Consider the following 23,740-nt stretch of genomic DNA (forward strand, 5'->3'; position numbering starts at 1 on the left):
GATAAAATTAATTCAAGTAAATATTTTAAAGGGGTGTAGATATGGAAAAGTCAAAAGTATATTTTTGTGACTTATACTCAAATTCGCAAAATAAAAATGTGCCAAACAATGTAAAAAGATTATTTGATACAGCAGGATTCAAAGATTTAATAGAAAAGAATGACCAAGTAGCAATCAAACTTCACTTTGGAGAAAAAGGAAATACTACATATATGAGTCCTGTAGCAGTTAGACAAGTGGTTGATAAGATTAAAGATTGTGAAGGAAAGCCATTTTTAACAGATACAAATACATTATATACAGGGAGTAGAACAAATTCTGTAGACCATCTTACAACAGCTATAGAAAATGGTTTTGCCTATGCAGTGGTAAATGCGCCAGTAATAATTGCAGATGGATTGTACAGTAGAAATTATGAAAATGTACAAATAGATAAAAAACATTTTGAAAGTGTGAAAATAGGTGGCGAAATTTATAATTCTTCTGCAATGATAGTAATGAGTCATTTTAAAGGTCATGAAGCAGCAGGTTTTGGAGGAGCATTAAAAAATTTAGCTATGGGGTGTGCAAGTGCAGCAGGAAAGCAAATGCAACATTCTGATGTTACGCCAGTAGTAAAAGAGAAGAAGTGTGTAGGATGTGGAAAATGTGTTAATTCTTGTCCTACAAAAGCTATAAGTATAGTAGATAAGAAGGCAATTATAGATTCTGATGTGTGTTATGGATGTGGAGAATGTCCAACTGTCTGTCCAACTAGAGCAGTAACTATACAATGGGAAAGTGACTCAGATGTATTTGTTGAAAAGATGGCAGAATACGCTTATGGAGCAGTATCAAACAAAAAAGATAAGGTAGGATATATAACTTTTGTTATGAATGTGACTCCACTTTGTGATTGTGTGCCTTGGTCAGGTAGACCGATTGCACATGATATAGGAATATTAGCATCAACAGACCCAGTAGCTATTGAACAAGCATGCTATGATTTGGTTTGTAAGGAAATGGGTCATGATGTGTTTAAACATGAGCATCCTCATGTAAATGGAACTAGAATAATAGACTATGCGTGTGAAATGGGAATGGGAAATAAAGAATATGAATTAATAAAATTATAAGAATAGTAGGACTTAAATGCATATAATTATTGTAAGAGAAATTTAAAAGTATCAAAGGAGTATGCATTTATGAAAATTTACTATGAGAAAGAAAATAGCAAGAAAGCTAATGTAAACAATATTCCAAGTGTATTTGCATTTAATTTTCTAAGAAACTTTTTAACTAGCAAAGAGTATGAGGAAACTAGAAAAGAATATTTTATAAATAATCTAACAAAAAGTCAGGTTAATCAAGCTATGAAGGATTTAAAATGGCTATTTAGAGAGTATGAAGGTTTAGAGGTTGTTACAATAGAAAGCTTGGATGGAGTTAAGACAAGGATGGTTTTATAAATTAATAAGAATGATTCTTTAATAAAAAATACTGTTTTAATAATGATACGTATAAGATATTATACAAATACTATTTTAGAACAGTATTTTTTTTTCGTAATAGTAAACCTATATATAAAATAAAGTTGACCAATAAATGTTGTCTATGTAATACTATATATAATAAGTAAACTATATAAAAAATATAAGTTGACAAATAGGAGGATATATGGAAAAATACATAGTCAAATTAAAAAATAAAATATTGAGTGGAAAAGAAATAAATTATGAAGAAGCTCTTAATTTAATAAGTATTGACACTAATAACAAAAACAATTTTGATATCTTATTAAAATCTGCAAATGAAATGAGAGAATATTTTATGGGAAGAAAAGTAGATTTATGTACAATAATGAATGCTAAGTCTGGCAAATGTAGTGAAGACTGTAAATTTTGTGCACAATCATCTCATTATAAAACTGGGATAGAAGAATATTCATTACTAGATTATAATGAGATTTTAAAGAGAGCCAAAGAAATGGAAAGTAAAGGAGTACATAGATTCTCTTTAGTTACAAGTGGTAAAGGTATAACAGGAAAAGAGTTTAATGATATTTTAAATATCTATGAAGGATTAAGAGAAAATACTAATTTAAAATTATGTGCATCTCTAGGAATTATAGATTATGAGCAAGCTAAAAAGCTAAAATTAGTAGGTGTGACTACATATCATCATAATGTCGAGACATCTAAAGATAATTTTGATAATATATGTACAACACATACTTATCAAGACAGAATAAGAACAATTAAAGAAGCTAAAAGGGCTGGATTAGATGTATGTGTAGGTGGAATAATTGGGATGAATGAAAGTAAAGAACAAAGACTACAAATGGCTTTTGAAATACGAGAATTAAATACCAAATCAATTCCAATAAATATTTTAAACCCTATTAAGAATACTCCTATGGAAAATTATGATGTATTAGAGCCTATGGAAATATTAAAAACAACAGCAGTATTTAGATTTATAATTCCTAATGTATACATAAGATATGCTGGTGGAAGGCTATCTTTAAAAGGGTATGACAAAATTGGATTTAATGGTGGTGTAAATTCTGCAATTGTAGGTGATTATTTAACAACTGTAGGAAATGGAATTGAAAATGATAAAAAAATGATTATAGAACAAGGACTTGAACTTTAATAAAGATTACTTAAATTAATTAATGTACTTTTAAATAATTATAAAAGTATATTAATTTTTTTTTGTATATTAATATAAATATTAAATTTGAATTTATAAATTGCAATATTATGAAAAATAAGAAAAATATCAAAATTTGTATAAAGTAGTTGCAAAGCGAAAAAAGATATGATAGTATCTAGGTAACCGGTTAAGTAAAACGGTTTCCTAAATTGTGGGGGTGAACTTCTTGAGTATAACTATAAAAGAGATTGGCGAATTGGCTGGTGTTTCCAAAACAACTGTATCAAAAGTCATTAATAATAAAGATGAAAATATAAGTCAAGCAACAAGAGAAAAGATTTTAAAAATAATGAAGGAAAAAAATTATGTTCCAAATAAATTAGCACAAAGTTTAGTAACTAAAAGAACAAATACAATAGGACTTCTTATACCAGATATACGAAATCCATTTTTCACAGATGTATCAAGAGGTGTGGAAGATAAAGCTAATGAGGAAGGTTATAATATAATTTTATGTAATACAGATGAAGATGCCAAAAAGGAATATGAAGGGATAAGAACATTATCAGAAAGAATGATAGATGGAATTATATTTGCAGCATCATCAAATACAAACTGGAAAGAGGCAAATTACAAAGATATAAAAATACCAACAGTATTAATCGATAAGAAAATAAGTATGAATAAAGAAACCTTAAAAGGCATAGTTAAAATAAATAACTTTGAGGGTGCATATATAGCTACAAAACATTTATTAGATATTGGAAATAAGAAAATAATATACTTGAGTGGTCCACTTCAAAATGAAATAGCAATAGATAGATTAGAAGGATATAAAAAAGCTTTAACTGAGTGTAATTTAGATTACAATTCTAATTATGTATTTGAAGGAAAATATAAGATTGAATGGGGGCAAGAATTTATAAAAAATTTAGAAGTGATAGATTTTAATGCGATATTTTGTGCAAATGATTTAATTGCAATAGGTGTTATCAGAGGTCTTCAAGAAAGAGGATTAAATATACCAAACGATGTAAGCGTTGTGGGATTTGATGATATTCAAACTTCTAGTTTAATAAGTCCTCCACTTACAACAGTACGACAACCATCTTATGATATAGGATATAAAGCCAGTGAAATATTAATAAATTGTTTAAGAGGAGATAAGAAAGAATCCTTTGATGAATTAATTTTTAAGGCAGAACTAGTGATAAGAGCTTCAACTAAAGAAAGTAATTAACAGCATGAAAAGCATAAATAGATATGTAAAGGAGTAACGTAATGGGAAACATAGTTGTCATAGGAAGTGTAAATATGGACATGGTATGTTCTGTAGATAAAAGACCAGAAAAAGGAGAAACAATACTAGGTAATAGCTTTTTTACATCACCTGGGGGAAAAGGTGCTAACCAAGCAGTTTCAGCATCTAAGTTAGGTGCAAATGTAAAAATGATATCTTGTGTAGGGGAAGATAGCTTAGGCGAAGAATTGATACGAAATTTTAAAGAGAATAAAGTTGATTATAATTTGATAGCTAGAAATAATCAAAAAAGTTCTGGTGTTGCTGTCATAACACTATGTGAAAATGATAATAGTATTGTTGTTGTGCCAGGAACAAATGAACTAGTAGATATAAACTTAATTAAAAAGAATGAAGAAGAGATAAAGAATGCAGATATAGTATTACTACAGTTAGAGATTCCACTAGAAACAATAAAATATGTAGTAAATTTCTGTTTTGAAAATAATATAAAGGTTTTATTAAATCCAGCACCAGCAATAAGATTAGATGAAGATATAATAGAAAAAGTAACCTATTTAACACCAAATGAACATGAATATAAGATAGTTTTTGACACAGAGGAAAGTATAGAAGAAGTATTAAAAAAACATCCAAATAAACTTGTAGTAACAGAAGGAAAAAATGGAGCTAGATTTTATGATGGTAAAGAAGTAAAACATGTGTCTTGTATAAATGTTGATGTTCAAGATACTACAGGGGCAGGTGATACTTTTAATGGAGCATTGTCAGTAGCTATAACAGAAGGCAAAGACTTATATACAGCAGTAGGGTATGCTGTAGTAGTGTCAGGACTATCTGTAACAAAATTAGGTGCTCAATCTGGAATGCCTTATAGGGAAGATGTTGAAAAATATTTAGATATTAATAAATAAAAATTAAAATTGTTCAAATCTAAAACTATTAAAAATGGAGGGTAATTATGAGAAAAATTTTATCTTTAGGAATTGTTGCAACACTAGCAGTAGGAATGTTAACAGGATGTTCAATGGATGGACCAGGTAAATCAGAAAAGAAGGATAATTCAGCTAAGAAAGATTTAACTATAGGGGTATCTACAATAACTCTTCAACATCAATTTTTTATAGACATTGATGAAGGGATAAAAGAAAAAGCTAAAGAACTAGGTGTAAAAGTCATAGTAAATGACCCAGACCAAGATGTAGCTAAGCAAACATCAGCTATAGAAGATTTTATACAACAGGATGTAGATGGAATGATAGTACTTGGAACAGATAATTCAGCTATAGTACCAGCTGTAGAGGGAGCATTTGAAAAAATGCCTGTAGTTACAGTAGATGCTGTATTAAATACTGAAAATATTACAAGTTATGTTGGAACAGTTAGTTACGATGCTGGTAAAAAATTAGGCGAATACACTAAAAAGTATATAGATGAAAACTTAGGTGGAAAATCAGAAATTGCAATAGTAACAGATTTAAAATCTCAAATACAAATGCAAAGAATAGATGGGTTTAAAGAGGCATTAAAAGGTTCAGCTAATGTTAAAATATTAAACTCACAACCAGGATATGATAGAGAAGAATCTCTTAATACTGTAGAAAACTTAATTCAATCTAATCCAAATGTAGATATAATATATGCAACAGCTGAAAATAGTGTATTAGGAGCTAAAGCTGCACTTGAATCTGCAAAAAATAAGGATGTTAAGATTGTAGGATTTGATTTAACTGATGAAGCAGCAACTGGAATAACAGATGGAACTGTTCTTGCTATGATTCAGCAACAACCTAAAGAAATGGGACGTTTGGCAGTAGAAGCAGTAGTAAAGGCTATAAAAGGTGAAAAGGTAGAGAAAAATATACCAGTACCAGCCTTACTTTATGATAAAGAAAATATAAAAGACTTTAAGAATTAATAAAAAATAAGATTATTTAAAAGAAATCCTATCTAAAAAGGAGTGTCATTATGAGTAATATAATTCTAAAGTTAAGTAATATTGCTAAGGAATTTCCTGGAGTTAGGGCGTTGGATAATGTTAATTTTGAGTTATTTCATGGCGAAGTTCATGCACTACTGGGTGAAAATGGTGCTGGTAAATCAACAATGATAAAGATTTTAACTGGTGCACATGCAAAGACTGCTGGTAAATTTATTTTTGAAGGAAAAGAGATAGAAAATATATCACCAGATATTTCTAAAAAAATAGGTATAAATGCCATATATCAAGAATTAACAGTATTTGATGAATTGACAGTAGCACAAAATATTTTTATGGGAAAAGAAATAAATGGCAAGGTCTTAACTAATGATAAAAAAATGAATGAAGAATCTAAAAAGATTTTTGACAATATGGGAATAGATATAAATCCAAGTAGCTTAGTCAAAGAACTTAGTATAGCTCAAAAGCAAATGGTTGAAATAGCAAGAGTTTTATCATCAGAAACTAAGGTATTGATAATGGATGAGCCAACATCTTCAATAAGTAAAAAAGAAACTGAGATACTTTTTAGACTTATAAATGATTTAAAGAGTAGTGGAGTTAGTATAATATATATTTCTCATAGAATGGAAGAACTTTTTGAGATTTGTGACAGAATAACTATAATGCGAGATGGGAAAATGATTTCGACTTTGAATACCAAAGAAGTATCATCTGAGGAAGAATTAGTTAATTTAATGATAGATAGAAAATTAGACCAATTTTTCCCTAAAAGAAAGGTAGAAATCAAAGAAGAAATTATGAGGGTAGAAAATCTAACTAAAAACAATGTTTTTAATAATGTCAGCTTTAATATAAGAAAAGGAGAAATTTTAGGAATAGGTGGATTAGTTGGAAGCAAGAGAAGTGAAATCGTAGAGGCTATATTTGGACTTAGAACATATAGTTCTGGGAAAATATATTTAAATAATAAAGAAATTAAATTTAAAACACCATCGGATGCAATTGAAAATGGTTTAGGTTTGATAACAGAAGATAGAAAGGGCACTGGATTATTTTTACAGATGAGTGTCAAAGAAAATACAACTATGGCAGGATTAAAGAAAGTATCTAAATTTAAATCAGTTATAGATAGAAAAAAAGAAAAAGAAGTTTTAGAAAAATACATAGAAGCTTTAAAAATAAAGACTCCACATATGAATCAGGTTATACAGAGCTTAAGTGGTGGTAACCAACAAAAAGCTATAATAGCCAGATGGCTTTTATTACAACCAGACATATTAATTATGGATGAACCGACTAGAGGTATAGATGTAAATGCTAAAGCAGAGATATACAATCTAATGGGTGACTTGGTAGAGGATGGCGTAAGTATCATAATGATATCTTCAGAGATACCAGAGTTGATATCAATGAGTGACAGGATAATGGTTATGAGAGAGGGTCATATAAGTGGCTTTTTAGAAGGTGAAGAAATGGTTGAAAATAATGTATTAAAATTGGCTTTTGGAGGTAAAATTAATGAGTTCAATAACTAAGCATAAAGAAAATGCTTCATCTCCATTATTATCAAAATTAACAAGTGTATTTAAAGACCAGGGGAGTGCAGCTATAGGACTTGTAATAATTTTTATAATAATGAGTGTAGCTTCATCTAATTTTTTAACTTTAGATAATTTAATTAATGTTGGAAGACAAATATCAATAAATGCAATTCTTGCAGTAGGGATGACTTTTGTAATAATTACAGGAGGAATAGACTTAAGTGTAGGAGCAGTAATTGCTTTAGTAGGTACATTTTGGGCTACAACAGTAGTGAATTACAATGCACCTGTATGGGTTGGTATGTTACTGGCATTAGCAATTGGAACAATACTAGGTATCATAAAAGGTGCAATTATTTCGACACAAAAATTACCACCATTTATCGTAACTTTAGCTATGTTGACAATAATAAGTGGAGCAAGCTTTGTGTTTACAGGAGGGAGACCTATATCAGTAAACACAGATGCATTTAAGATGCTTGGTAGAGGATATGTTGGACCAATACCAATACCAGTTATAATTATGATTATAGTCGTAATAGCAGGACATTTTCTCTTAAAAAGAACTGATTTTGGACGCCATGTACATGCTGTAGGTGGGAATGAAGAAGCAGCTAGACTATGTGGAGTAAAAGTAAATAAAGTTATAGTTAAAGTATATGCCTTAGCTGGATTATTAACAGCTTTAGCTGGAATAATATTATCTTCACGTTTAGCATCAGGTTCACCAACTGTTGGAGATGGAGCCGAATTGGATGCTATAGCAGCAGTTGTGCTTGGAGGTACTAATATGATGGGTGGTTCTGGTTCTATAGTAGGTACATGTATAGGTGTTGGAATAATAGGAATATTAGGAAATGGATTAAACCTATTGAGTGTATCTTCATATAATCAGATGATTATAAAAGGTTTGGTAATGTTATTTGCTATATGGATAAATAACATAAAATTAAAAAAATCAGCTAAAGTAAAATAATAAATATTACTTAACTAGTAAGCTATAAGAATTATTAGTTTTGCATAGATGCTAAATAAAAAGGATAGGTATTAAATAAAAAGAAACATTGTAATTTAAGCAGAGGATATTAACTTTGAAATCTTAAATGTGAAAATAAATCTTAGGAGGAAATATGAAAAAAATTCTCTTAGATACATTAAATAGCAATAAAAAAGAATATATAGACTATTTAAAAGAGCTTGTAAGTATCAAAACCGAAGATGTAGGTCATGGAATACTAGGTGGATTTGAAAAGGAAGGTCAAGAATATATTGAAAAACTTGCAAATTCCATAGGTTTTAGTGTAAATAGGCAAGAAATGAGCGAAGATTTAATTAAAAAGGCAAAAGACATATATAAAGAAGGTAATCTAGGTCACAATTATGATGATAGATATAATTTAATATGTAAGTACAGTGATAATTTGCCTGGTAAGACAATAGTTTTTAATGGTCATGTAGATACTATGCCACCTGGTGATATAAAAAAATGGAGATATAATCCATATTGTGCTACAGAAGATAAAGGTAAGCTTTATGGACTTGGAACTGCAGATATGAAATCTGGTCTAATAGCTTCAATATTAGCTGTAAAACTTATAAAAGATAGTGGCTTAAATATACCTGGCAATATAAAGGTAATGTCGGTGGTAGATGAAGAAGGCGGAGGAAATGGAACTATAAATGCAGTTATGAATGGAATTGATGGAGATTACTGTGTAATTTGTGAACCATCAGAGAAGGACATAATAATTGCACATATGGGATTTGTATTCTTTGAGGTTGAAGTTAAAGGTGTATCTCTCCACTGTGGAAGTAAGTGGGAAGGTGTAAATGCTATAGAAAAGGCAATGTTATTACTCCAAGATATAAAAGAGTTAGAACATAATTGGCTTATGAGATATAAACATGCTTTATTACCTCCACCTACAATAAATCTAGGCGTAATAAATGGTGGAACAGCAGGCTCTACTGTACCAGATAAATGTGTATTTAATTTATGTGTACATTTCTTGCCAAATACAATGAGTTATGAGCAAGTTGTGGAAGATATAACTAAGGTTATAATGACAAGAGCTGATGGAGATTTGTGGCTTAAAGATAATAAACCAGAGATAAATATATATCAATCAGGATTAGGTTTTGAGATGGACAAGCAATCTGAATTTATAGTTAATACTCAAAAGATATTAGAAGAAACCTTAGAAAGAAAGCTAAATATAAAGGGGTCAACGGCTGGAAATGATGCAAGACTGATGAAAAACTTAGCTAAAATCCCAACACTAATATTAGGGCCAGGTTCAATAGAACAATGTCATTCAATAGATGAGTATGTTGAAATTCAAGAGTATTTAGACAGTATACTTATGTATGCCAGTCTAATATTAAACTTATAAAAGTAGGAGGAATATATAGATGAAAAAAGTATTAATAGTAGGGGAATCGTGGGTAAAAAATATAACTCATATAAAGGGATTTGACACATTTGTTACAACACATTATGAAGAAGCAGTAAAATGGTTAAAAGAAGCAGTAGAGTCTGGAGGATATGAAGCAGTTCATATGCCTGCACATGTAGCAGCAGACAGTTTTCCATATAAATTGGAAGAGTTAAATGAGTATGATTGTATAATATTATCTGATATAGGTTCTAATACATTCTTATTATCTAATAGTACATTTATAGATTGTAATAGTAAACCAGATAGACTTGAGTTAGTTAAAGAGTATGTAAATAGCGGTGGAGCATTAATCATGGTAGGTGGATATATGTCATTTACAGGTATAGATGCAAAAGCTAGATTTGGAGAAACTGCTATCAAAGATGTATTGCCAATAACAATGATAGATAAAGATGATAGGGTTGAAAAACCAGCAGGAATAACTCCAGTCGTTGTTGATTCTGAACATCCAGTTTTAAAAGATATACCAAAGGAATGGCCACAGTTTTTAGGATATAATAAGACAATAGCTAAAGATAATTGTCCTGTGCTAGCGACTATTGGAGGAGACCCATTTGTAGCTGTTGGCGAATTTGGAAAAGGAAAATCTGCTATCTTTAGTTCTGATTGTGCACCTCATTGGGGTCCAAGAGAATTTACTGATTGGAAATATTATAATAAATTATGGGTTAATATGCTTGATTGGTTAACATGCTAAAAATTTTATAAATTTAAAAGACCTCTTACTTGATAAAGTGTAATTTACAAGTCAAGAGGTTTTCTTATATAAAATGATTATAATATAGAAGCTATTTAAAAAATAATTATTTTATATAATCAAATAATATAATTATTAGTCTTATGGAGGAGAATATGGTTAATATAAATGATTCAAATAAAAAATTTATAATGGATTATATAGATAAAATACAAGGAGAGTTAAGAGATATATCAGATAAAATATGGAAAAATCCAGAACTTCAATATAAAGAATATTATGCTTCAAACTTACAAAAAGAATATTTAAAAAAACATGATTTTAGTGTAGATGAATTAGAGGATATGGATACAGCATTTGTAGCTAGCTATGGAGAAAGTAAGCCAGTTATAGCAGTTTTAGGTGAATATGATGCATTAGATGGTTTGTCTCAAAAAGTATCCATTACAAAAGAACCTATTTCAGATGGTGGTTCGGGTCATGGTTGTGGACATAATTTACTTGGTACGGGTTCAATAGGAGTTGTAATTGCAATAAAGGAACTAATCAAACTAAAAAAATTGAAAGGAACTATAAAATATTATGGATGTCCAGCAGAAGAAGATTTGTCAGGAAAAGTATTAATGATAAAAAAAGGTTTCTTTAATGGAATTGATTGTGCATTTAGTTGGCATCCATTTGATATAAACACTCCAATAAGAATTCCAACTCTTGCTAATTATTCTGTAAAGTTTAGATACAAGGGTGTTAGCGCACATGCAGCACAAGCTCCTTATAACGGAAGAAGTGCACTTGATGCAGTGGAACTTATGAACATAGGCTGTAACTATTTAAGAGAGCATATATTTGATAGCTGTAGAGTTCATTATGTAACTACTAATGGTGGAAAAATGCCAAACATAGTTCCAGACTTTGCAGAAGTATGGTATTACATAAGAGGAGTTAAAATGGAGCATGTAAGAGATGTATTTGACAGAATTGTTGATATAGCAAAAGGAGCAGCATTGATGACTGGTACTAGTATGGAATATAATATTGTAAGTGGAGTATATGACTATATTCCAAATACAATATTAACAGATGTTTTATCAAAAAACATGAAATTGATAGGAGTACAAAAGTATGATGAAGATGATTACTATTTTGCAAAAAAATTAGTTGAAACAGTTTCTATAGATAAAAGAATTAGTGTGTCTAGTGTATTAAGTGGAAACAAGGAAATTACTAAGATGAATCTACATGATGAAGTTACAGATGATACCTTTACTCATAATAACTGTATATCACTATCATTAGATATTGGAGATGTTAGTTACATAACTCCCACAGCACAATGTTCTTGTTCAGTTTGGCCTATTGGTATTTCTGCTCATACATGGCAATCTTGCGCTAGTGCAGGTTCTGACATGGGATTTAAAGCGATGTTGTTAGCATCAAAATCTATAGCATGTTCAATAAATGATGTAATGCTTGATGAATCTATTGTAGATAAAGCAAAAAAGGAATTAAAAGATACTTTAGGCAGTTTTGAATATACTCCAATTATTTAAAAATTAACTTAATGTAAGTAAGATTGAATTGTATGAATTAGTATAAATATATATTGAGAGCCATAGGAACGATTAATTCTAAGACACAAACAAAAGTAAAAATAATTGATTATGATGGTATACATATACTTTAAAAGAAATACAGGAAAGTTATTTACCAGGGTTGAAGGAAAAGAATTTAATTTCAGGCTCAATAAAAGGACTTATAATTTATAAGTCCTTTTATTATATTTATTCTTTGTTTGTAATTAATTTGATTATCTTAGGCTCAGTTAAATTATAGATTCCTCTGAGAAACAGCATGTAATCTATTATTAAAAATATGTAAGAATAGTTTATAAATATTTGGTTTTCAATATTATTTATTATATCCATTTTATTGATGGATGAGGAATGGTTCTGCCTTCCTTAATTACAGATGTTGTAGGGAAACCGATTGTACAGGCATCAAAGCCATATTCATCTGTTGGTACTCCTAAAATATCGCAAAAATCTTTATTATTACTTAATCTTCCTATTACACTAACAAGTTCAAAACCTAATCCTAAAGCAGTTGCTTTAAGCCACATATTCTGCATAACATGAGATAATGACTTTTGTTCTATGGCTGGTATTCCACGACGTTCTGCCACAATAATAAGATAAGGTGTTGACCCTACACCAAGAACCCCTTTTTTAACTTGCATCTTTAAAGAAGTAATGAAGGATTGTAGAGCGATGTCGTTCTCAGCCTTCTTCTCATGGGTTGATATTTGAGTTTTAATAACATCAACAAGAATAGTTTTTATTTTATCCATTTGTAAACTGTTATTAGAGATAACAAAGAAATGTCTGAAATCTGTTTGTTTTGCTACTGCAAGTATTGCATAAGGTGCAAGTCTTCCAGTTTCAATTATTTTTTCAACCAGTTCTTTTGAAGGTACTTCTTTTGTAAAACTTCTTATGGATCTTCGAGTTCTTAATAGCATATCCAAAACTTCATTAACATTGTTTTTATCTAAATTGTTCATTTTTATCCTCCATTAATACTATTCTTAAGATATCCCATAATGCATCCATATAAAGGCGAAATTTTAGGTCATATTAAACATTTACTTCAAATCAATTTGCTATTTTTTATGAACACATTGTTGATTAATAATCTATATGTATATTATAATATGTATATTGATTTATGCAATGAACAATAATATTTAAATTGTTAAGTAATAAACATTTAATATAAAATTGTCAATTAAAATTAAAAAAATTTATATAGAGCGAGGAAATAATTCATGAAAAAAGTATCTGTTGATAGAAGAACAATACGTACTAAAAAAATGATTAGGTCTGCATTAGCAGAGTTAATAGATGAGAAAGGATTTAACAATATATCAGTTACTGACTTAACTCAAAGGGCAGATATAAATAGAGGAACCTTCTACCTGCATTATGTTGATAAGTATGACTTGTTAGAGAAAATTGAAAATGAAATAATACAGGAAATTGAAGAAGAGACTAAGCACCTTGATTCAGTCAACATGATGAACATGGATGCCTCAAATGAACCTCTTCCATTTATGGTAAAGCTTTTTGAATATTTTAGAAAAAATTCAGTAATTATTAAATCTATTTTAGGTCCAAAAGGTGACCCTACCTTTGAAAGAAAAATAAAAAAATTTATTGAAATCAATCTGTTTGAGAAACAAAAATTAAAAAATTTTAACATAGATGAGGCAATAATTTCGGAAGAATATTTTATACAATATATACTTTCAGCGGACTTAGGTGTAATTCAATATTGGCTTGAAAAAAACATGAAAGAATCTCCTGATGAAATGGCACTGATACTTGCTAGAATGTCGTTACTTGGTCCATTAAGAGCAGTAGGTATTCGTAAAGACTCATAAAAACCATCAGAAAAATAATTCTAAACAATGAATTATAATTTTATTAATGATATAATAATAATTAATAAAAAATAGAGAAATAATGACTTGTTCAAATGCAAAGGATATACTACTGTTAAATGATATAAGTAACTTAGAGATAACACATAGTAAGTCAAAAGGATATATAACATTAGTAAGTAAAAAAGAGTAAAAACTTACATAATGTACTATATAATAAATGATTTAGAAAATAAATATAATGAGTTTATAGATAACAAAGTAAATATTTATGTAAGTCACAATACTTTTTATAAACCATAAAGAAGTATTGAGAATATAAAAGAGTTAAATGTGATATTTATAGATATAGATTGTTACAATACAAATTATAATTTATTATATAAAAAGTAGTACAAGAAGGAGTATTTATGTTTGGATATGTTAAAATAAACAAAATGGATTTAACATTTAGAGAATATGACCATTACAAAGCTTATTATTGTGGGTTATGTAAATATCTAAAAAGAAATCATGGAGAAATCTCAAGGTTTTCTTTAAACTACGATATAACATTTTTAATTATTCTATTAACCTCAGTATATAAGCCAGAGTCTATAAGTACAGAAGAAGTGTGTGTAGTCAGTCCATTTAAGAAGAAAAAGATAATAACAAATGATATTACCGAATATGCAGCAAGTATGAATGTTCTTTTAACGTATTATAAATTGGAAGATAATTTAATGGATGATAAACGCATAAAAGATAAATTAGCATATTATATATATAAAAACAAATTAAACTTAGCCTATGAGAAATATCCTGAAAAAGCTGAGTATATAAATCAACAATTAAATGAATTAAATAAGTTGGAAAAGGACAAAAATATAAATATAGATGAAGTGTCTAATGTCTTTGGAAATATAATGGGAGAAGTATTTGCATATAAAAAAGATGAAAATGAGAGAAATCTAAGAATGATAGGCTTTAATATAGGTAAATATATATATTTACTAGATGCATATGAAGATTTAGATGAAGATTTTAAGAAAGGAAGATATAATCCTTTTATAGAATATATAGATAAAAATGATGAGTTAAAAGAAAAAGTAAAAAAAATAATTGTAACATCATTAGGTTTTTTAGCTAGGGGAATTGATAATTTAAATCTAAATAAAAACGTTGGAATAATAGAAAATATAATTTATTCTGGAGTTTATTTAAGATACATGAATATATTAGAAAGTAGAGGTGGAAAGAATGTACAGTAATACTTATAATAATGAAAATTTTATGAGAGCAAGAGCTTTTATGGAAAATAGTGAATTTAAAAAAGCCTATGATTTTTTAAAAACATTAACTGACAAATGTGCAGAGTGGTATTATCTAACTGGTTTTTCTGCGATGAATATTGGATATTATGAAGAAGGAGAAGACTTCTTAAAGAGAGCAAAATTCATGGAGCCTGAAAATCAAGAATACAATGATGCACTTAGAAGTTATACACAATATAGAAATGAATATAACAATAGAGCTGATAATTATAATAGAAGAAGACGTAATGATTTAGATGGATGTTGTTGCTGTTGTTGTGATGACTGTTGTTGCTGTCTAGGTGATGATTGTTGTGAAAACTGCGCTAAACTTTGGTGTCTAGATTCCTGTTGTGAATGTTTTGGTGGAGATTTAATATCTTGTTGTTAGGATGATAAATATGAGTATAAAAGTTGCTTATGGAGGAGTTTTATTAGCATTAAATGTGATACTGTTAACTCTTACAAATATTATTCCTGTAAATACATTGTTTATTATGGGGTTAGCATCGCTTTTAGTATCAATTGTAATAATGGAATGGGGATTTAAAAGTGGAATTGCTTTTTATATAGGTTCTGTAGCATTAGGATTTATAGTAATGGCAAGTAAATCTCAATGGATTGTATATTCTCTTACTTTTGGGATATATGGTATTGTTAAATATTTTATAGAAAAAGATAGGTCAATATATATTGAGTATTTTATGAAAGTAGTATTTGCAAATATAATGATAGTTATATTGTACTTTATATTAAGGACAATAGTTTATATTCCAATAAATATTATTATAGTAGCTTCATTTGAGGTAGCCTTTATAATATACGATTATGTATATAGTTCTTTTATAGATTATTACAATAATAGACTAAGAAAGATGTTATTTAAAAATAACAACTGACTTAATGTTTTACTTTAGAATGGTTTTAATTTTTATATGAATAATACATTTGCAAAGGGACATTGAAATATAAAAATAAAATTAACATATGTATGAGTTTATTTAATAAAAAAGGCTTTGATTTTTATATCAGAGTCTTTTTATGTTGTTATACAAACTTTTAATGTTTTAGCAATAACAATTTTTATATTTGAAATAGATACTTACCATCTATGAACTAAAATATATAATATGAATAAAAATAAAGGATATCACTTCAATGATGACATCCTTTATTATAATAAGACTTTTGTTGTATAAGTCTTTAAAAGAGCTAATATAAATTAAATATCTACCATATTCACATCTGTAGATAAAGAATAGATAATGTCTTTTCTTTCTACTATTATTTCAACATTTTTAGAAATTTCCTTATTAAGTGATATTTGAGCCAAAAGTTCTTTTGTAGGATTTATTGCGATTGGATTTCCAACTCTTTTTAGCATATTTATATCGCCATTAGTATCTCCATAAGCGTACGAATTTGATAGGTCTAAATCATATTTTACAACAAAATCATTTATAGCGTTATTTTTACTTATAGAATCCCACATTGGTATGACTGTTCCTGTAAATATATCATCTTCAAATACATAATCACTTCCTAAGAAGTCAGTTACATTGTATTTTTTAGCCATTTTTTCAACCAAAAACCCAGGGCTGCCAGAAATAAAGATAACTATGTGACCTTGATTTAAATGCCAATCTATTCTTGAACGTGTGTATTTATAAACTCTATCTGCTTTTAATTTAATTACTTGGTCACTTGTAAAATTAATGCAAGTTTTGTCTAAGCCTTTTAAGGAGTCAACATAAAGATTACATATTTCTAGTAAGTAATCATCATAGTTGCCTTGTCTTTTATCCCAATCCATAAATGTATCTCTGGCGTGTTTATACCAATTTTTTTGGTCAATTATATCATATTTAATTAATTTCTTAAAATGTTCAACCATAAGAGAGTCCCTATAAAGAGTACCATCTATATCAAAAAAAGCTGCTATATTTTTCATAAAAACCACCTCAATTAATCATTTCCTTATATTATATTATAAATTATACCTAAGTTGTTAAAATATATGTATAATAATTTATATATTAAAAAACAAAGATTTTAAATTTTAAAGGACGTGATTGTATGAATTTTAATTTTGCAAAGGTTACAAATTCTAGACTTATGGGGAGCTTGGGTCTTATAATAAATTGGATAGACAATAAAAACAATCACTTTTGTCAATATTTTTTATTGGATGCAGAAGGATTAGGTCTGGCGGATTATGTGAGTTTAAAAAATCCAACACAAGAAGAAGCTTATAGGGAAGAAGAAAGATTAATGGGTGGATTTGGCTCAGATAGAATTGGATTAACAGAGGAGGAATCTCTGTTTTTAGTATCTTATTTTGGAAATAAGAATATTTGTTATAACAAGATATTGCCAGGAGATAAATGTGAATACATTGACATTATAAAAAATTATAAAACAGATTTAACTATAGAAAAATTATATAATAAAATATGTAAAAGAGTTGATGAGGAAGTTGAATTCATAAACTATATGACTATGAGGTTTATAGCATGGGATAGAGAAAGCTTAAGATACTTTTCAGGAAGTGAAGAGATTGCAAATATGCATATTACAAATATCAATGGTACATTACTTAAAAATACAGTAAGTAATAAAGGACAAGGTAGGTATATTAGTGAGGCTTTATATGAAGATAATGATGGGTATTATACATGTAAAATAGCCTTTTGTATAAGTAAATGTAATGATACTGGTTTTAAAATCAATTCTATGTTAGTAACAGATAAAGAGCCTATGTACGATTTTGAAGTTTTTGATGAAATTTCTAAGAGTGAATTTGTAAGTGTATATAGCGTAAGTTCACCTGAGGAATTTGCAAAAGTATTTTATGAAGAAAATCCGTTCTTATTAAAAAGTAATATGAATGAAGGTATATTTTTTACTAGATTTAATTTTAATAATGACCATGTTAAAGAAAATGTATATATAATAAATAATGATATGAAAGCTATATATTACTTAATGGGAAACAAGTTTTTTATAGGGACTTATAGTGATAATGATTGTAATTGTATTAATGAAATAAGTCAGTCTAATTATAGCAAATATATTAAATTTGAAGAGAAATTTTTCTTTGAGCAAAATGCTTTATACGATTTTGCAGAGTCAGATTCAATAGACTTTGATGATTTTTTGGAATAGTATATGATTTTTGACATTATTTAAGCGAGATTAACTGAATTTAATCTCGCTTAAATTTATTTCTATAATATTGGGGGAATATTATGAGGAATACATTTATTATTGTGGTCAATTATTAAAATTTTATACAATTTATATAAAAATATTTTATTTCTTTTTTTTATAATATTTGCCAATATTGGTTTTTAGCATACCGTATCTAAACATATTACTAGATATATAGGGAGTAAGATATATTTTATGATTGTTATATGATGAAGCAATGAAGTTTTATAATGAAAATAAAATAATCTTAAAGAGTCATGAATGATAGTTATAATAGAATTACTAGCTTTTATTTATTTGTAAATATATTAGAATCATACCAGTTCCAGAAAAGTAAAATACACATATTTTATTCAAAATAATGCCTACTATAAACAAGATAATGACTTGTTAGAGTCATTATAACATAGAGTTAGTAAACTTAAGTTGAGAACTGCCAAATAAATCCAAAAAATATGAGAAAGAGTGTAGACCATGTATCCTTGACAATCTAAAAGAGAAGAAAATGCCAGCATGTTTTTTGGTATAGTTAATGAAGATATAAGTGATGTAATTGATTACTCCATTCAAGGATTTGTGGGTTACTTCCATAAACATCAAACAAATAGTGATATGCAGGGATATTTTTTAAGTATTAAGTTAAATGTAAATAAAAAATCAGATAAAATTTTATTTTATCTGATTTTTTATTTACATTTATTTTATTAGATTATGTTAATATTTTTTGACTAAATAAAAGGATATTCAATCAAAATTTTATACCTATAATAATATTGGGGGAATATTATGAGGAATACATTTACTATTATATTCAATTATTAAGGTCTTATACAATTTATTTAAAAAATAAAAATATTTTACATTTCTTCCTCATCAAACTCCTCAATATTAGTTTGTGGCATGCCTTGTATAGACATATTACTAGAACCATAAGGAGTCGGATACATGTTAGAAGGCATATTACTAGGCATAACTACAGGCATACCATTCATTGTATTATGACATATAACACCTGGTATCATCATAAGTACATTAGGAGGCATATTTTGATTACATGATAAGTTAGGAATACCCATGTTATTCATATTATATCCCATATTATTCATGTTGCCAGACATGTTATTCATATTATACCCCATATTATTCATGTTGCCAGACATATTGTTAGGCATACCCATATTGTTATTCATGTTACCAGACATATTATTAGGCATACCCATATTATTATTCATATTACCAGACATGTTATTAGGCATACCCATATTATTATTCATGTTACTAGACATGTTGTTAGGCATACCCATATTATTATTCATGTTACCAGACATGTTGTTAGGCATACCCATATTGTTATTCATGTTACCAGACATATTAGTGGGTACACCCATATTGTTCATATTATTAGATGTATTATAGTTCATGTTGTTAGGCATATTGTTTGGAGTAGATGTGTTGTAGTTCATATTTCCAGATGTATTATTTGTGTTAGGCAAGTTGTTTGGAGAATTACTACTTTTAGGATAATTATTTACGCTATTAGGATAAATGTTACTTATATTCTGATTATTAGGTATTTTTGTATAACCACTAGGGATTTGTGGGTCATTTCTCAACTCATCTTGAGGAATTTCTTCATTAGTAATATAATCTGCATAATTAGCAGGGTCTAAGTAAGGCATGTAGCTAGTATCTAAGTTCTTTTTTTTCTTATTACTCATATTAAACTTGCACCTCCTAGAAAAACTATAAAAAAGTTTACAAAAACTTATTCTAATAATATATATATTAAAAAACTCCATAATATGTGCATTCTAATTATTTTAAATAAATAAAAAAATATTGTTGCGAAATTAGATATAATAGCATATAATGAACATATGAACAGTTATTCATATATTAAAATAATGGAGGATTATATAATGAGAGAAGAGATAAATGATTGTAGTTGTAATATAATACATGAGGAAATAGTAACAGAAGCTAAGTCAACTATGCCAGATGAAGAAATGTTATATGATTTAGCAGAATTATTTAAAGTATTTGGAGATACTACTAGAGTAAAGATATTATATGCATTATTTGCAAATGAAATGTGTGTATGTGATATAGCAAGTTTATTAAATATGACTCACTCTGCAATATCTCACCAACTTAGAGTATTAAAACAGGCTAGGTTAGTAAAATTTAGAAGAGAAGGAAAGACGGTATATTACTCATTAGATGATAGCCATATAAGTCAAATATTTGACTGTGGATTAAATCATATTAGAGAGACTTATAAATGATAAATGAGAGGAGTGAATATATATGGAAGCAAATAATATAATTAAAAAGGAATTTGTATTAGGAGGATTGAATTGTGCGCATTGTGCAGAAGAGATTAACAACAAAGTTTCTAAGCTACAAGAGGTTAAGTCTTCTAATCTAAATTTTATAAATAAAAAACTTACAGTAAATATAGAAAATAGTTTTGATGAAGAAAATACTATAGAAAAGATAATAGAGATAATAGATTCAACAGAACCAGGACTTAATATACAAATAAGCTCTAAAGACAATACAATAGCCAACAAAACATCAGCTAAAAAGGAGCTTATATTAGGAGGGTTAAATTGTGCACATTGTGCAGAAGAGATTAACAACAAAGTTTCTAAACTAAAAGAGGTTGAATCTTCTAATTTGAATTTTGTAAATAAAAAACTTACAGTAAACATAATAAGTACTTTTGAAGAAGATGCTGTTATAAATAAAATAAAAGAAATAATAGACTCAACAGAACCAGGGCTTGATATACAAGTAGAGTCTTCTGACAAAACAAAATCTAGAACGGTTGAAAAGTCAGAAACTGTGAGCGATGCAAATAAAAAAGAATTAATTCCACTTATAATAGGAGCTCTTGTATATATTTTTGGTATATATCAAACAGCAACAGGATTTGAAAGTCAATTTAGCAATATAGTATTTATAGTTGCTTATGTGATAGTAGGTGGAGATGTACTTTTAAGAGCAATAAGAAATATATCAAAAGGAAGAGTATTTGATGAAAACTTCTTAATGGCTCTAGCAACAGTAGGGGCATTATTAATAGGAGAACTATCAGAAGCAGTAGGAGTTATGCTTTTCTATAAGGTAGGAGAGTATTTACAAGGTGTTGCGGTTGGAAAGTCTAGAAAGTCTATAACTTCACTTATGCAAATAAGACCAGATTATGCAAACCTAAAAGTTAACTCTGAAGTGAAAGTAGTATCTCCAGAAGAAGTAAATATAGGTGATATAATAGTAGTAAAACCTGGTGAAAAAGTGCCATTGGATGGTGTAGTAGTAGATGGAGTATCTATGTTAGACACTTCTGCACTTACAGGTGAGTCTGTATTAAGAGAAGTTGAAAAAGGAGACGAAATTTTATCAGGTGTTATAAATAAGAATGCTTTACTTACTATTGAGGTTACAAAAAGCTTTGGAGAGTCAACAGTTTCAAAGATACTTGACCTTGTTGAAAATTCTAGCATTAAAAAATCAAAAACAGAAAATTTTATATCTAAATTTTCAAGATACTATACTCCAGTAGTAGTTATAGCTGCTTTATTGATAGCATTTGTACCACCACTTGTTATTTCAGGTGAAGTATTTAGTGATTGGCTATACAGAGGGTTGATATTCTTAGTTGTTTCTTGTCCTTGTGCATTAGTTTTATCAATACCACTTAGTTTCTTTAGTGGGATTGGATTTGCATCTAAAAATGGAATACTTATAAAGGGAAGTAATTACTTAGAGGCTTTAAGAAGTGTAGATACAGTAGTGTTTGACAAAACAGGAACTCTTACTAAGGGTGTATTTAATGTAACTAAGTTAAATCCTGTAGGAATATCAGAAGAAGAATTATTGCAATATGCAGCTCTTGCAGAAGTAAATTCAAATCACCCAATAGCAAAGTCTATATTAAGCTACTATAATAAAAAAATTGATTTAAATACAATAGATAGTTATGAGGAAATAGCAGCCTATGGAATCAGAGTAAAATACAATGGTCAACTTATATTGGCAGGTAATGAGAAACTTATGAAAAAGGAAAATATATTCTATTCACCAGCTAAAGAAGTAGGAACAGTAGTGTATATTGCTGTTGATAAAATGTATAGAGGTTATATAGTTATATCTGATGAGATAAAAGAAGATAGTAAAAATGCCATAAGAAGTTTAAAATCAATAGGAGTAAAAAAAGTTGTAATGTTAACTGGAGATAATGAAAAAGTAGCAAAAAACATTGCTAAAGAGTTGGAGTTAGATACAGTTTACTCTAATTTACTTCCTAATGAAAAGGTAGATAGACTAGAAGAGTTGTATGAAGGTAGAACAGAAAAAGAAAAAATAGCTTTTGTTGGTGATGGAATAAATGATGCACCAGTTTTAGCCAGAGCAGATGTTGGTATAGCAATGGGAGGTTTAGGTTCAGATGCAGCTATTGAAGCAGCAGATGTGGTACTTATGACAGATGAACCAAGTAAAATATCTAAAGCCATTGAAATAGCAAATAAGACTAATAAGATAGTATGGCAAAATATAATATTTGCTCTAGGTGTAAAAGTTATAGTTATGGCATTAGGAGCTGGAGGAATAGCTACTATGTGGGAGGCTATATTTGCTGATGTAGGGGTAGCACTTATTGCAGTACTAAATGCTATGAGAGCTATGAGATAATATGTAAGTTAAAAATGAATAGATTATAATATTAAAAGATAGATAATAAAAGAAGAAGTATTGATAAGTTTATTCTAACTGTATTAATACTTCTTCTTTTATTATTATATTTATTTACATTTATTTCTATATTCTTATTTATTGTCTGTATTTTCTACTGTATTTTTTCAATCTATATAGGGATAATTCTATTATAACTGTTGAATTTGTATATAGAAATATTTAAAATATTAATAGTTAAGATAAGCAAATGTGATTTTTTATAAAAAATTATAAATATATTAAAATTGATTGAGACTATGGTATTACTACATTATGATAGAATATATGACAATGGAAATTAAAAAAACTTAAAAAAATAATTTAAAAAGTGTTGACGAATTATTTTTAAGGTGATATAGTATTACTTGTCCTTAAGAAAAGGGCAAACATGAAAAATGAACTTTGAAAATTAAACAGTAGGTTAATTTATAAAAACAAGAAACAAACCATAAAGCCAGATATTTAGATAACAATAGTATCTGAGCCTGATAAACTTTTATTTGAGAGTTTGATCCTGGC

Annotated in this window: 22 protein-coding genes; 19 read left to right on the forward strand and 3 right to left on the reverse strand. The window is 28.3% G+C overall.

Translation table 11 applies throughout. The features are described 5' to 3' along the window. The first annotated feature begins 41 nt into the window (after positions 1-41). The 11 genes from IC219_RS14030 (at position 42) to IC219_RS14080 (ending at position 12,090) form a co-directional block, all read left to right on the forward strand. Positions 42-1,115: a DUF362 domain-containing protein gene (locus IC219_RS14030; RefSeq protein WP_227824802.1), complete on the forward strand. Its 1,074-nt coding sequence runs from the start codon at positions 42-44 to the stop codon at positions 1,113-1,115. 69 nt (positions 1,116-1,184) lie between these two features. Further along, positions 1,185-1,448, forward strand: a complete 264-nt coding sequence (locus IC219_RS14035; RefSeq protein WP_227831395.1) for a hypothetical protein — start codon at positions 1,185-1,187, stop codon at positions 1,446-1,448. Between the two features lie 208 nt (positions 1,449-1,656). Next, positions 1,657-2,634: a biotin synthase BioB gene (gene bioB, locus IC219_RS14040; RefSeq protein ID WP_227831394.1), complete on the forward strand. Its 978-nt coding sequence runs from the start codon at positions 1,657-1,659 to the stop codon at positions 2,632-2,634. Between the two features lie 220 nt (positions 2,635-2,854). Beyond that, a complete protein-coding gene (locus IC219_RS14045; protein WP_227824800.1) occupies positions 2,855-3,877 on the forward strand; it encodes a LacI family DNA-binding transcriptional regulator in 1,023 nt (340 codons plus the stop codon). A 41-nt stretch (positions 3,878-3,918) separates the two neighbouring features. Continuing rightward, on the forward strand, positions 3,919-4,812 hold the full coding sequence (rbsK, locus tag IC219_RS14050; protein WP_227434713.1) for a ribokinase: 894 nt from the start codon (positions 3,919-3,921) through the stop codon (positions 4,810-4,812). 47 nt (positions 4,813-4,859) lie between these two features. Further along, entirely contained in the window at positions 4,860-5,816 is a 957-nt protein-coding gene (locus tag IC219_RS14055; RefSeq protein WP_227434714.1) for a substrate-binding domain-containing protein, read from the forward strand. 50 nt (positions 5,817-5,866) lie between these two features. Then, on the forward strand, positions 5,867-7,378 hold the full coding sequence (locus tag IC219_RS14060; RefSeq protein ID WP_227831393.1) for a sugar ABC transporter ATP-binding protein: 1,512 nt from the start codon (positions 5,867-5,869) through the stop codon (positions 7,376-7,378). Further along, positions 7,362-8,360, forward strand: a complete 999-nt coding sequence (locus tag IC219_RS14065; protein WP_227434716.1) for an ABC transporter permease — start codon at positions 7,362-7,364, stop codon at positions 8,358-8,360. Before IC219_RS14060 ends, IC219_RS14065 begins: the two co-directional genes overlap by 17 nt. A gap of 154 nt (positions 8,361-8,514) precedes the next feature. Then, a complete protein-coding gene (locus IC219_RS14070; RefSeq protein ID WP_227831392.1) occupies positions 8,515-9,777 on the forward strand; it encodes an ArgE/DapE family deacylase in 1,263 nt (420 codons plus the stop codon). A 19-nt stretch (positions 9,778-9,796) separates the two neighbouring features. After that, the gene (locus tag IC219_RS14075; protein ID WP_227434718.1) at positions 9,797-10,540 is read left to right on the forward strand and encodes a glutamine amidotransferase; all 744 of its coding nucleotides are present in this window, start codon (positions 9,797-9,799) and stop codon (positions 10,538-10,540) included. Positions 10,541-10,704: 164 nt separating this feature from the next. After that, entirely contained in the window at positions 10,705-12,090 is a 1,386-nt protein-coding gene (locus IC219_RS14080) for a M20 family metallopeptidase (RefSeq protein ID WP_413926952.1), read from the forward strand. Positions 12,091-12,455: 365 nt separating this feature from the next. Here the strand turns inward: IC219_RS14080 and IC219_RS14085 are convergent, their stop codons facing one another. Then, a complete protein-coding gene (locus IC219_RS14085; RefSeq protein ID WP_227831390.1) occupies positions 12,456-13,100 on the reverse strand; it encodes a nitroreductase family protein in 645 nt (214 codons plus the stop codon). Between the two features lie 264 nt (positions 13,101-13,364). On the opposite strand from IC219_RS14085, the gene IC219_RS14090 reads away from it, so the two are divergent. The 4 genes from IC219_RS14090 (at position 13,365) to IC219_RS14105 (ending at position 16,170) form a co-directional block, all read left to right on the forward strand. Continuing rightward, positions 13,365-13,979, forward strand: a complete 615-nt coding sequence (locus tag IC219_RS14090; RefSeq protein ID WP_227434721.1) for a TetR/AcrR family transcriptional regulator — start codon at positions 13,365-13,367, stop codon at positions 13,977-13,979. Positions 13,980-14,389: 410 nt separating this feature from the next. Further along, the gene (locus IC219_RS14095) at positions 14,390-15,229 is read left to right on the forward strand and encodes a DUF5685 family protein (RefSeq protein WP_227831389.1); all 840 of its coding nucleotides are present in this window, start codon (positions 14,390-14,392) and stop codon (positions 15,227-15,229) included. Then, on the forward strand, positions 15,219-15,662 hold the full coding sequence (locus tag IC219_RS14100) for a hypothetical protein (protein ID WP_227434723.1): 444 nt from the start codon (positions 15,219-15,221) through the stop codon (positions 15,660-15,662). Before IC219_RS14095 ends, IC219_RS14100 begins: the two co-directional genes overlap by 11 nt. A 10-nt stretch (positions 15,663-15,672) precedes the next feature. Further along, the gene (locus IC219_RS14105) at positions 15,673-16,170 is read left to right on the forward strand and encodes a hypothetical protein (RefSeq protein ID WP_227831388.1); all 498 of its coding nucleotides are present in this window, start codon (positions 15,673-15,675) and stop codon (positions 16,168-16,170) included. A 323-nt stretch (positions 16,171-16,493) separates the two neighbouring features. On the opposite strand, the gene IC219_RS14110 is transcribed toward IC219_RS14105, so the two are convergent. Beyond that, on the reverse strand, positions 16,494-17,222 hold the full coding sequence (locus tag IC219_RS14110; RefSeq protein ID WP_227434725.1) for an HAD family hydrolase: 729 nt from the start codon (positions 17,220-17,222) through the stop codon (positions 16,494-16,496). A 125-nt stretch (positions 17,223-17,347) separates the two neighbouring features. Here IC219_RS14110 and IC219_RS14115 point away from each other — a divergent pair, with 125 nt between their 5' ends. Together IC219_RS14115 and IC219_RS22050 are read left to right on the forward strand one after the other, a co-directional pair. After that, positions 17,348-18,436 (forward strand): hypothetical protein, encoded by a 1,089-nt coding sequence (locus tag IC219_RS14115; protein WP_227434726.1) that lies wholly within the window; start codon positions 17,348-17,350, stop codon positions 18,434-18,436. 478 nt (positions 18,437-18,914) lie between these two features. Continuing rightward, on the forward strand, positions 18,915-19,010 hold the full coding sequence (locus tag IC219_RS22050) for a DUF6485 family protein (RefSeq protein WP_227831461.1): 96 nt from the start codon (positions 18,915-18,917) through the stop codon (positions 19,008-19,010). 328 nt (positions 19,011-19,338) lie between these two features. Here IC219_RS22050 and IC219_RS14125 read toward each other — a convergent pair whose 3' ends face one another. Beyond that, the gene (locus IC219_RS14125; protein ID WP_227831387.1) at positions 19,339-20,199 is read right to left on the reverse strand and encodes a hypothetical protein; all 861 of its coding nucleotides are present in this window, start codon (positions 20,197-20,199) and stop codon (positions 19,339-19,341) included. Between the two features lie 201 nt (positions 20,200-20,400). On the opposite strand from IC219_RS14125, the gene IC219_RS14130 reads away from it, so the two are divergent. Then, positions 20,401-20,766 carry an ArsR/SmtB family transcription factor gene (locus IC219_RS14130; protein ID WP_227434729.1) on the forward strand — a complete coding sequence of 122 codons (366 nt, stop codon included), beginning with the start codon at positions 20,401-20,403 and terminating at the stop codon, positions 20,764-20,766. A 22-nt stretch (positions 20,767-20,788) separates the two neighbouring features. Next, the gene (locus IC219_RS14135; protein ID WP_227831386.1) at positions 20,789-23,179 is read left to right on the forward strand and encodes a heavy metal translocating P-type ATPase; all 2,391 of its coding nucleotides are present in this window, start codon (positions 20,789-20,791) and stop codon (positions 23,177-23,179) included. Positions 23,180-23,740 lie beyond the last annotated feature (561 nt).

It is taken from the genome of Clostridioides sp. ES-W-0018-02, from assembly GCF_020658175.1.
Lineage (GTDB): Bacteria > Bacillota > Clostridia > Peptostreptococcales > Peptostreptococcaceae > Clostridioides.

What these genes read in the sequence shown, in the direction of transcription:
- IC219_RS14070 (WP_227831392.1), top strand. Translation starts at nt 8,515, where the DNA reads ATGAAAAAAATTCTCTTAGATACATTAAATAGCAATAAAAAAGAATAT.
- IC219_RS14055 (WP_227434714.1), top strand. Translation starts at nt 4,860, where the DNA reads ATGAGAAAAATTTTATCTTTAGGAATTGTTGCAACACTAGCAGTAGGA.
- IC219_RS14065 (WP_227434716.1), top strand. Translation starts at nt 7,362, where the DNA reads ATGAGTTCAATAACTAAGCATAAAGAAAATGCTTCATCTCCATTATTA.
- IC219_RS14130 (WP_227434729.1), top strand. Translation starts at nt 20,401, where the DNA reads ATGAGAGAAGAGATAAATGATTGTAGTTGTAATATAATACATGAGGAA.
- IC219_RS14110 (WP_227434725.1), bottom strand. Translation starts at nt 17,222, where the DNA reads ATGAAAAATATAGCAGCTTTTTTTGATATAGATGGTACTCTTTATAGG.
- IC219_RS14060 (WP_227831393.1), top strand. Translation starts at nt 5,867, where the DNA reads ATGAGTAATATAATTCTAAAGTTAAGTAATATTGCTAAGGAATTTCCT.
- IC219_RS14090 (WP_227434721.1), top strand. Translation starts at nt 13,365, where the DNA reads ATGAAAAAAGTATCTGTTGATAGAAGAACAATACGTACTAAAAAAATG.
- IC219_RS14115 (WP_227434726.1), top strand. Translation starts at nt 17,348, where the DNA reads ATGAATTTTAATTTTGCAAAGGTTACAAATTCTAGACTTATGGGGAGC.
- IC219_RS14075 (WP_227434718.1), top strand. Translation starts at nt 9,797, where the DNA reads ATGAAAAAAGTATTAATAGTAGGGGAATCGTGGGTAAAAAATATAACT.
- IC219_RS14030 (WP_227824802.1), top strand. Translation starts at nt 42, where the DNA reads ATGGAAAAGTCAAAAGTATATTTTTGTGACTTATACTCAAATTCGCAA.
- bioB (WP_227831394.1), top strand. Translation starts at nt 1,657, where the DNA reads ATGGAAAAATACATAGTCAAATTAAAAAATAAAATATTGAGTGGAAAA.
- IC219_RS14085 (WP_227831390.1), bottom strand. Translation starts at nt 13,100, where the DNA reads ATGAACAATTTAGATAAAAACAATGTTAATGAAGTTTTGGATATGCTA.
- IC219_RS14105 (WP_227831388.1), top strand. Translation starts at nt 15,673, where the DNA reads ATGAGTATAAAAGTTGCTTATGGAGGAGTTTTATTAGCATTAAATGTG.
- rbsK (WP_227434713.1), top strand. Translation starts at nt 3,919, where the DNA reads ATGGGAAACATAGTTGTCATAGGAAGTGTAAATATGGACATGGTATGT.
- IC219_RS14095 (WP_227831389.1), top strand. Translation starts at nt 14,390, where the DNA reads ATGTTTGGATATGTTAAAATAAACAAAATGGATTTAACATTTAGAGAA.
- IC219_RS14100 (WP_227434723.1), top strand. Translation starts at nt 15,219, where the DNA reads ATGTACAGTAATACTTATAATAATGAAAATTTTATGAGAGCAAGAGCT.
- IC219_RS14135 (WP_227831386.1), top strand. Translation starts at nt 20,789, where the DNA reads ATGGAAGCAAATAATATAATTAAAAAGGAATTTGTATTAGGAGGATTG.
- IC219_RS14125 (WP_227831387.1), bottom strand. Translation starts at nt 20,199, where the DNA reads ATGAGTAATAAGAAAAAAAAGAACTTAGATACTAGCTACATGCCTTAC.
- IC219_RS14035 (WP_227831395.1), top strand. Translation starts at nt 1,185, where the DNA reads ATGAAAATTTACTATGAGAAAGAAAATAGCAAGAAAGCTAATGTAAAC.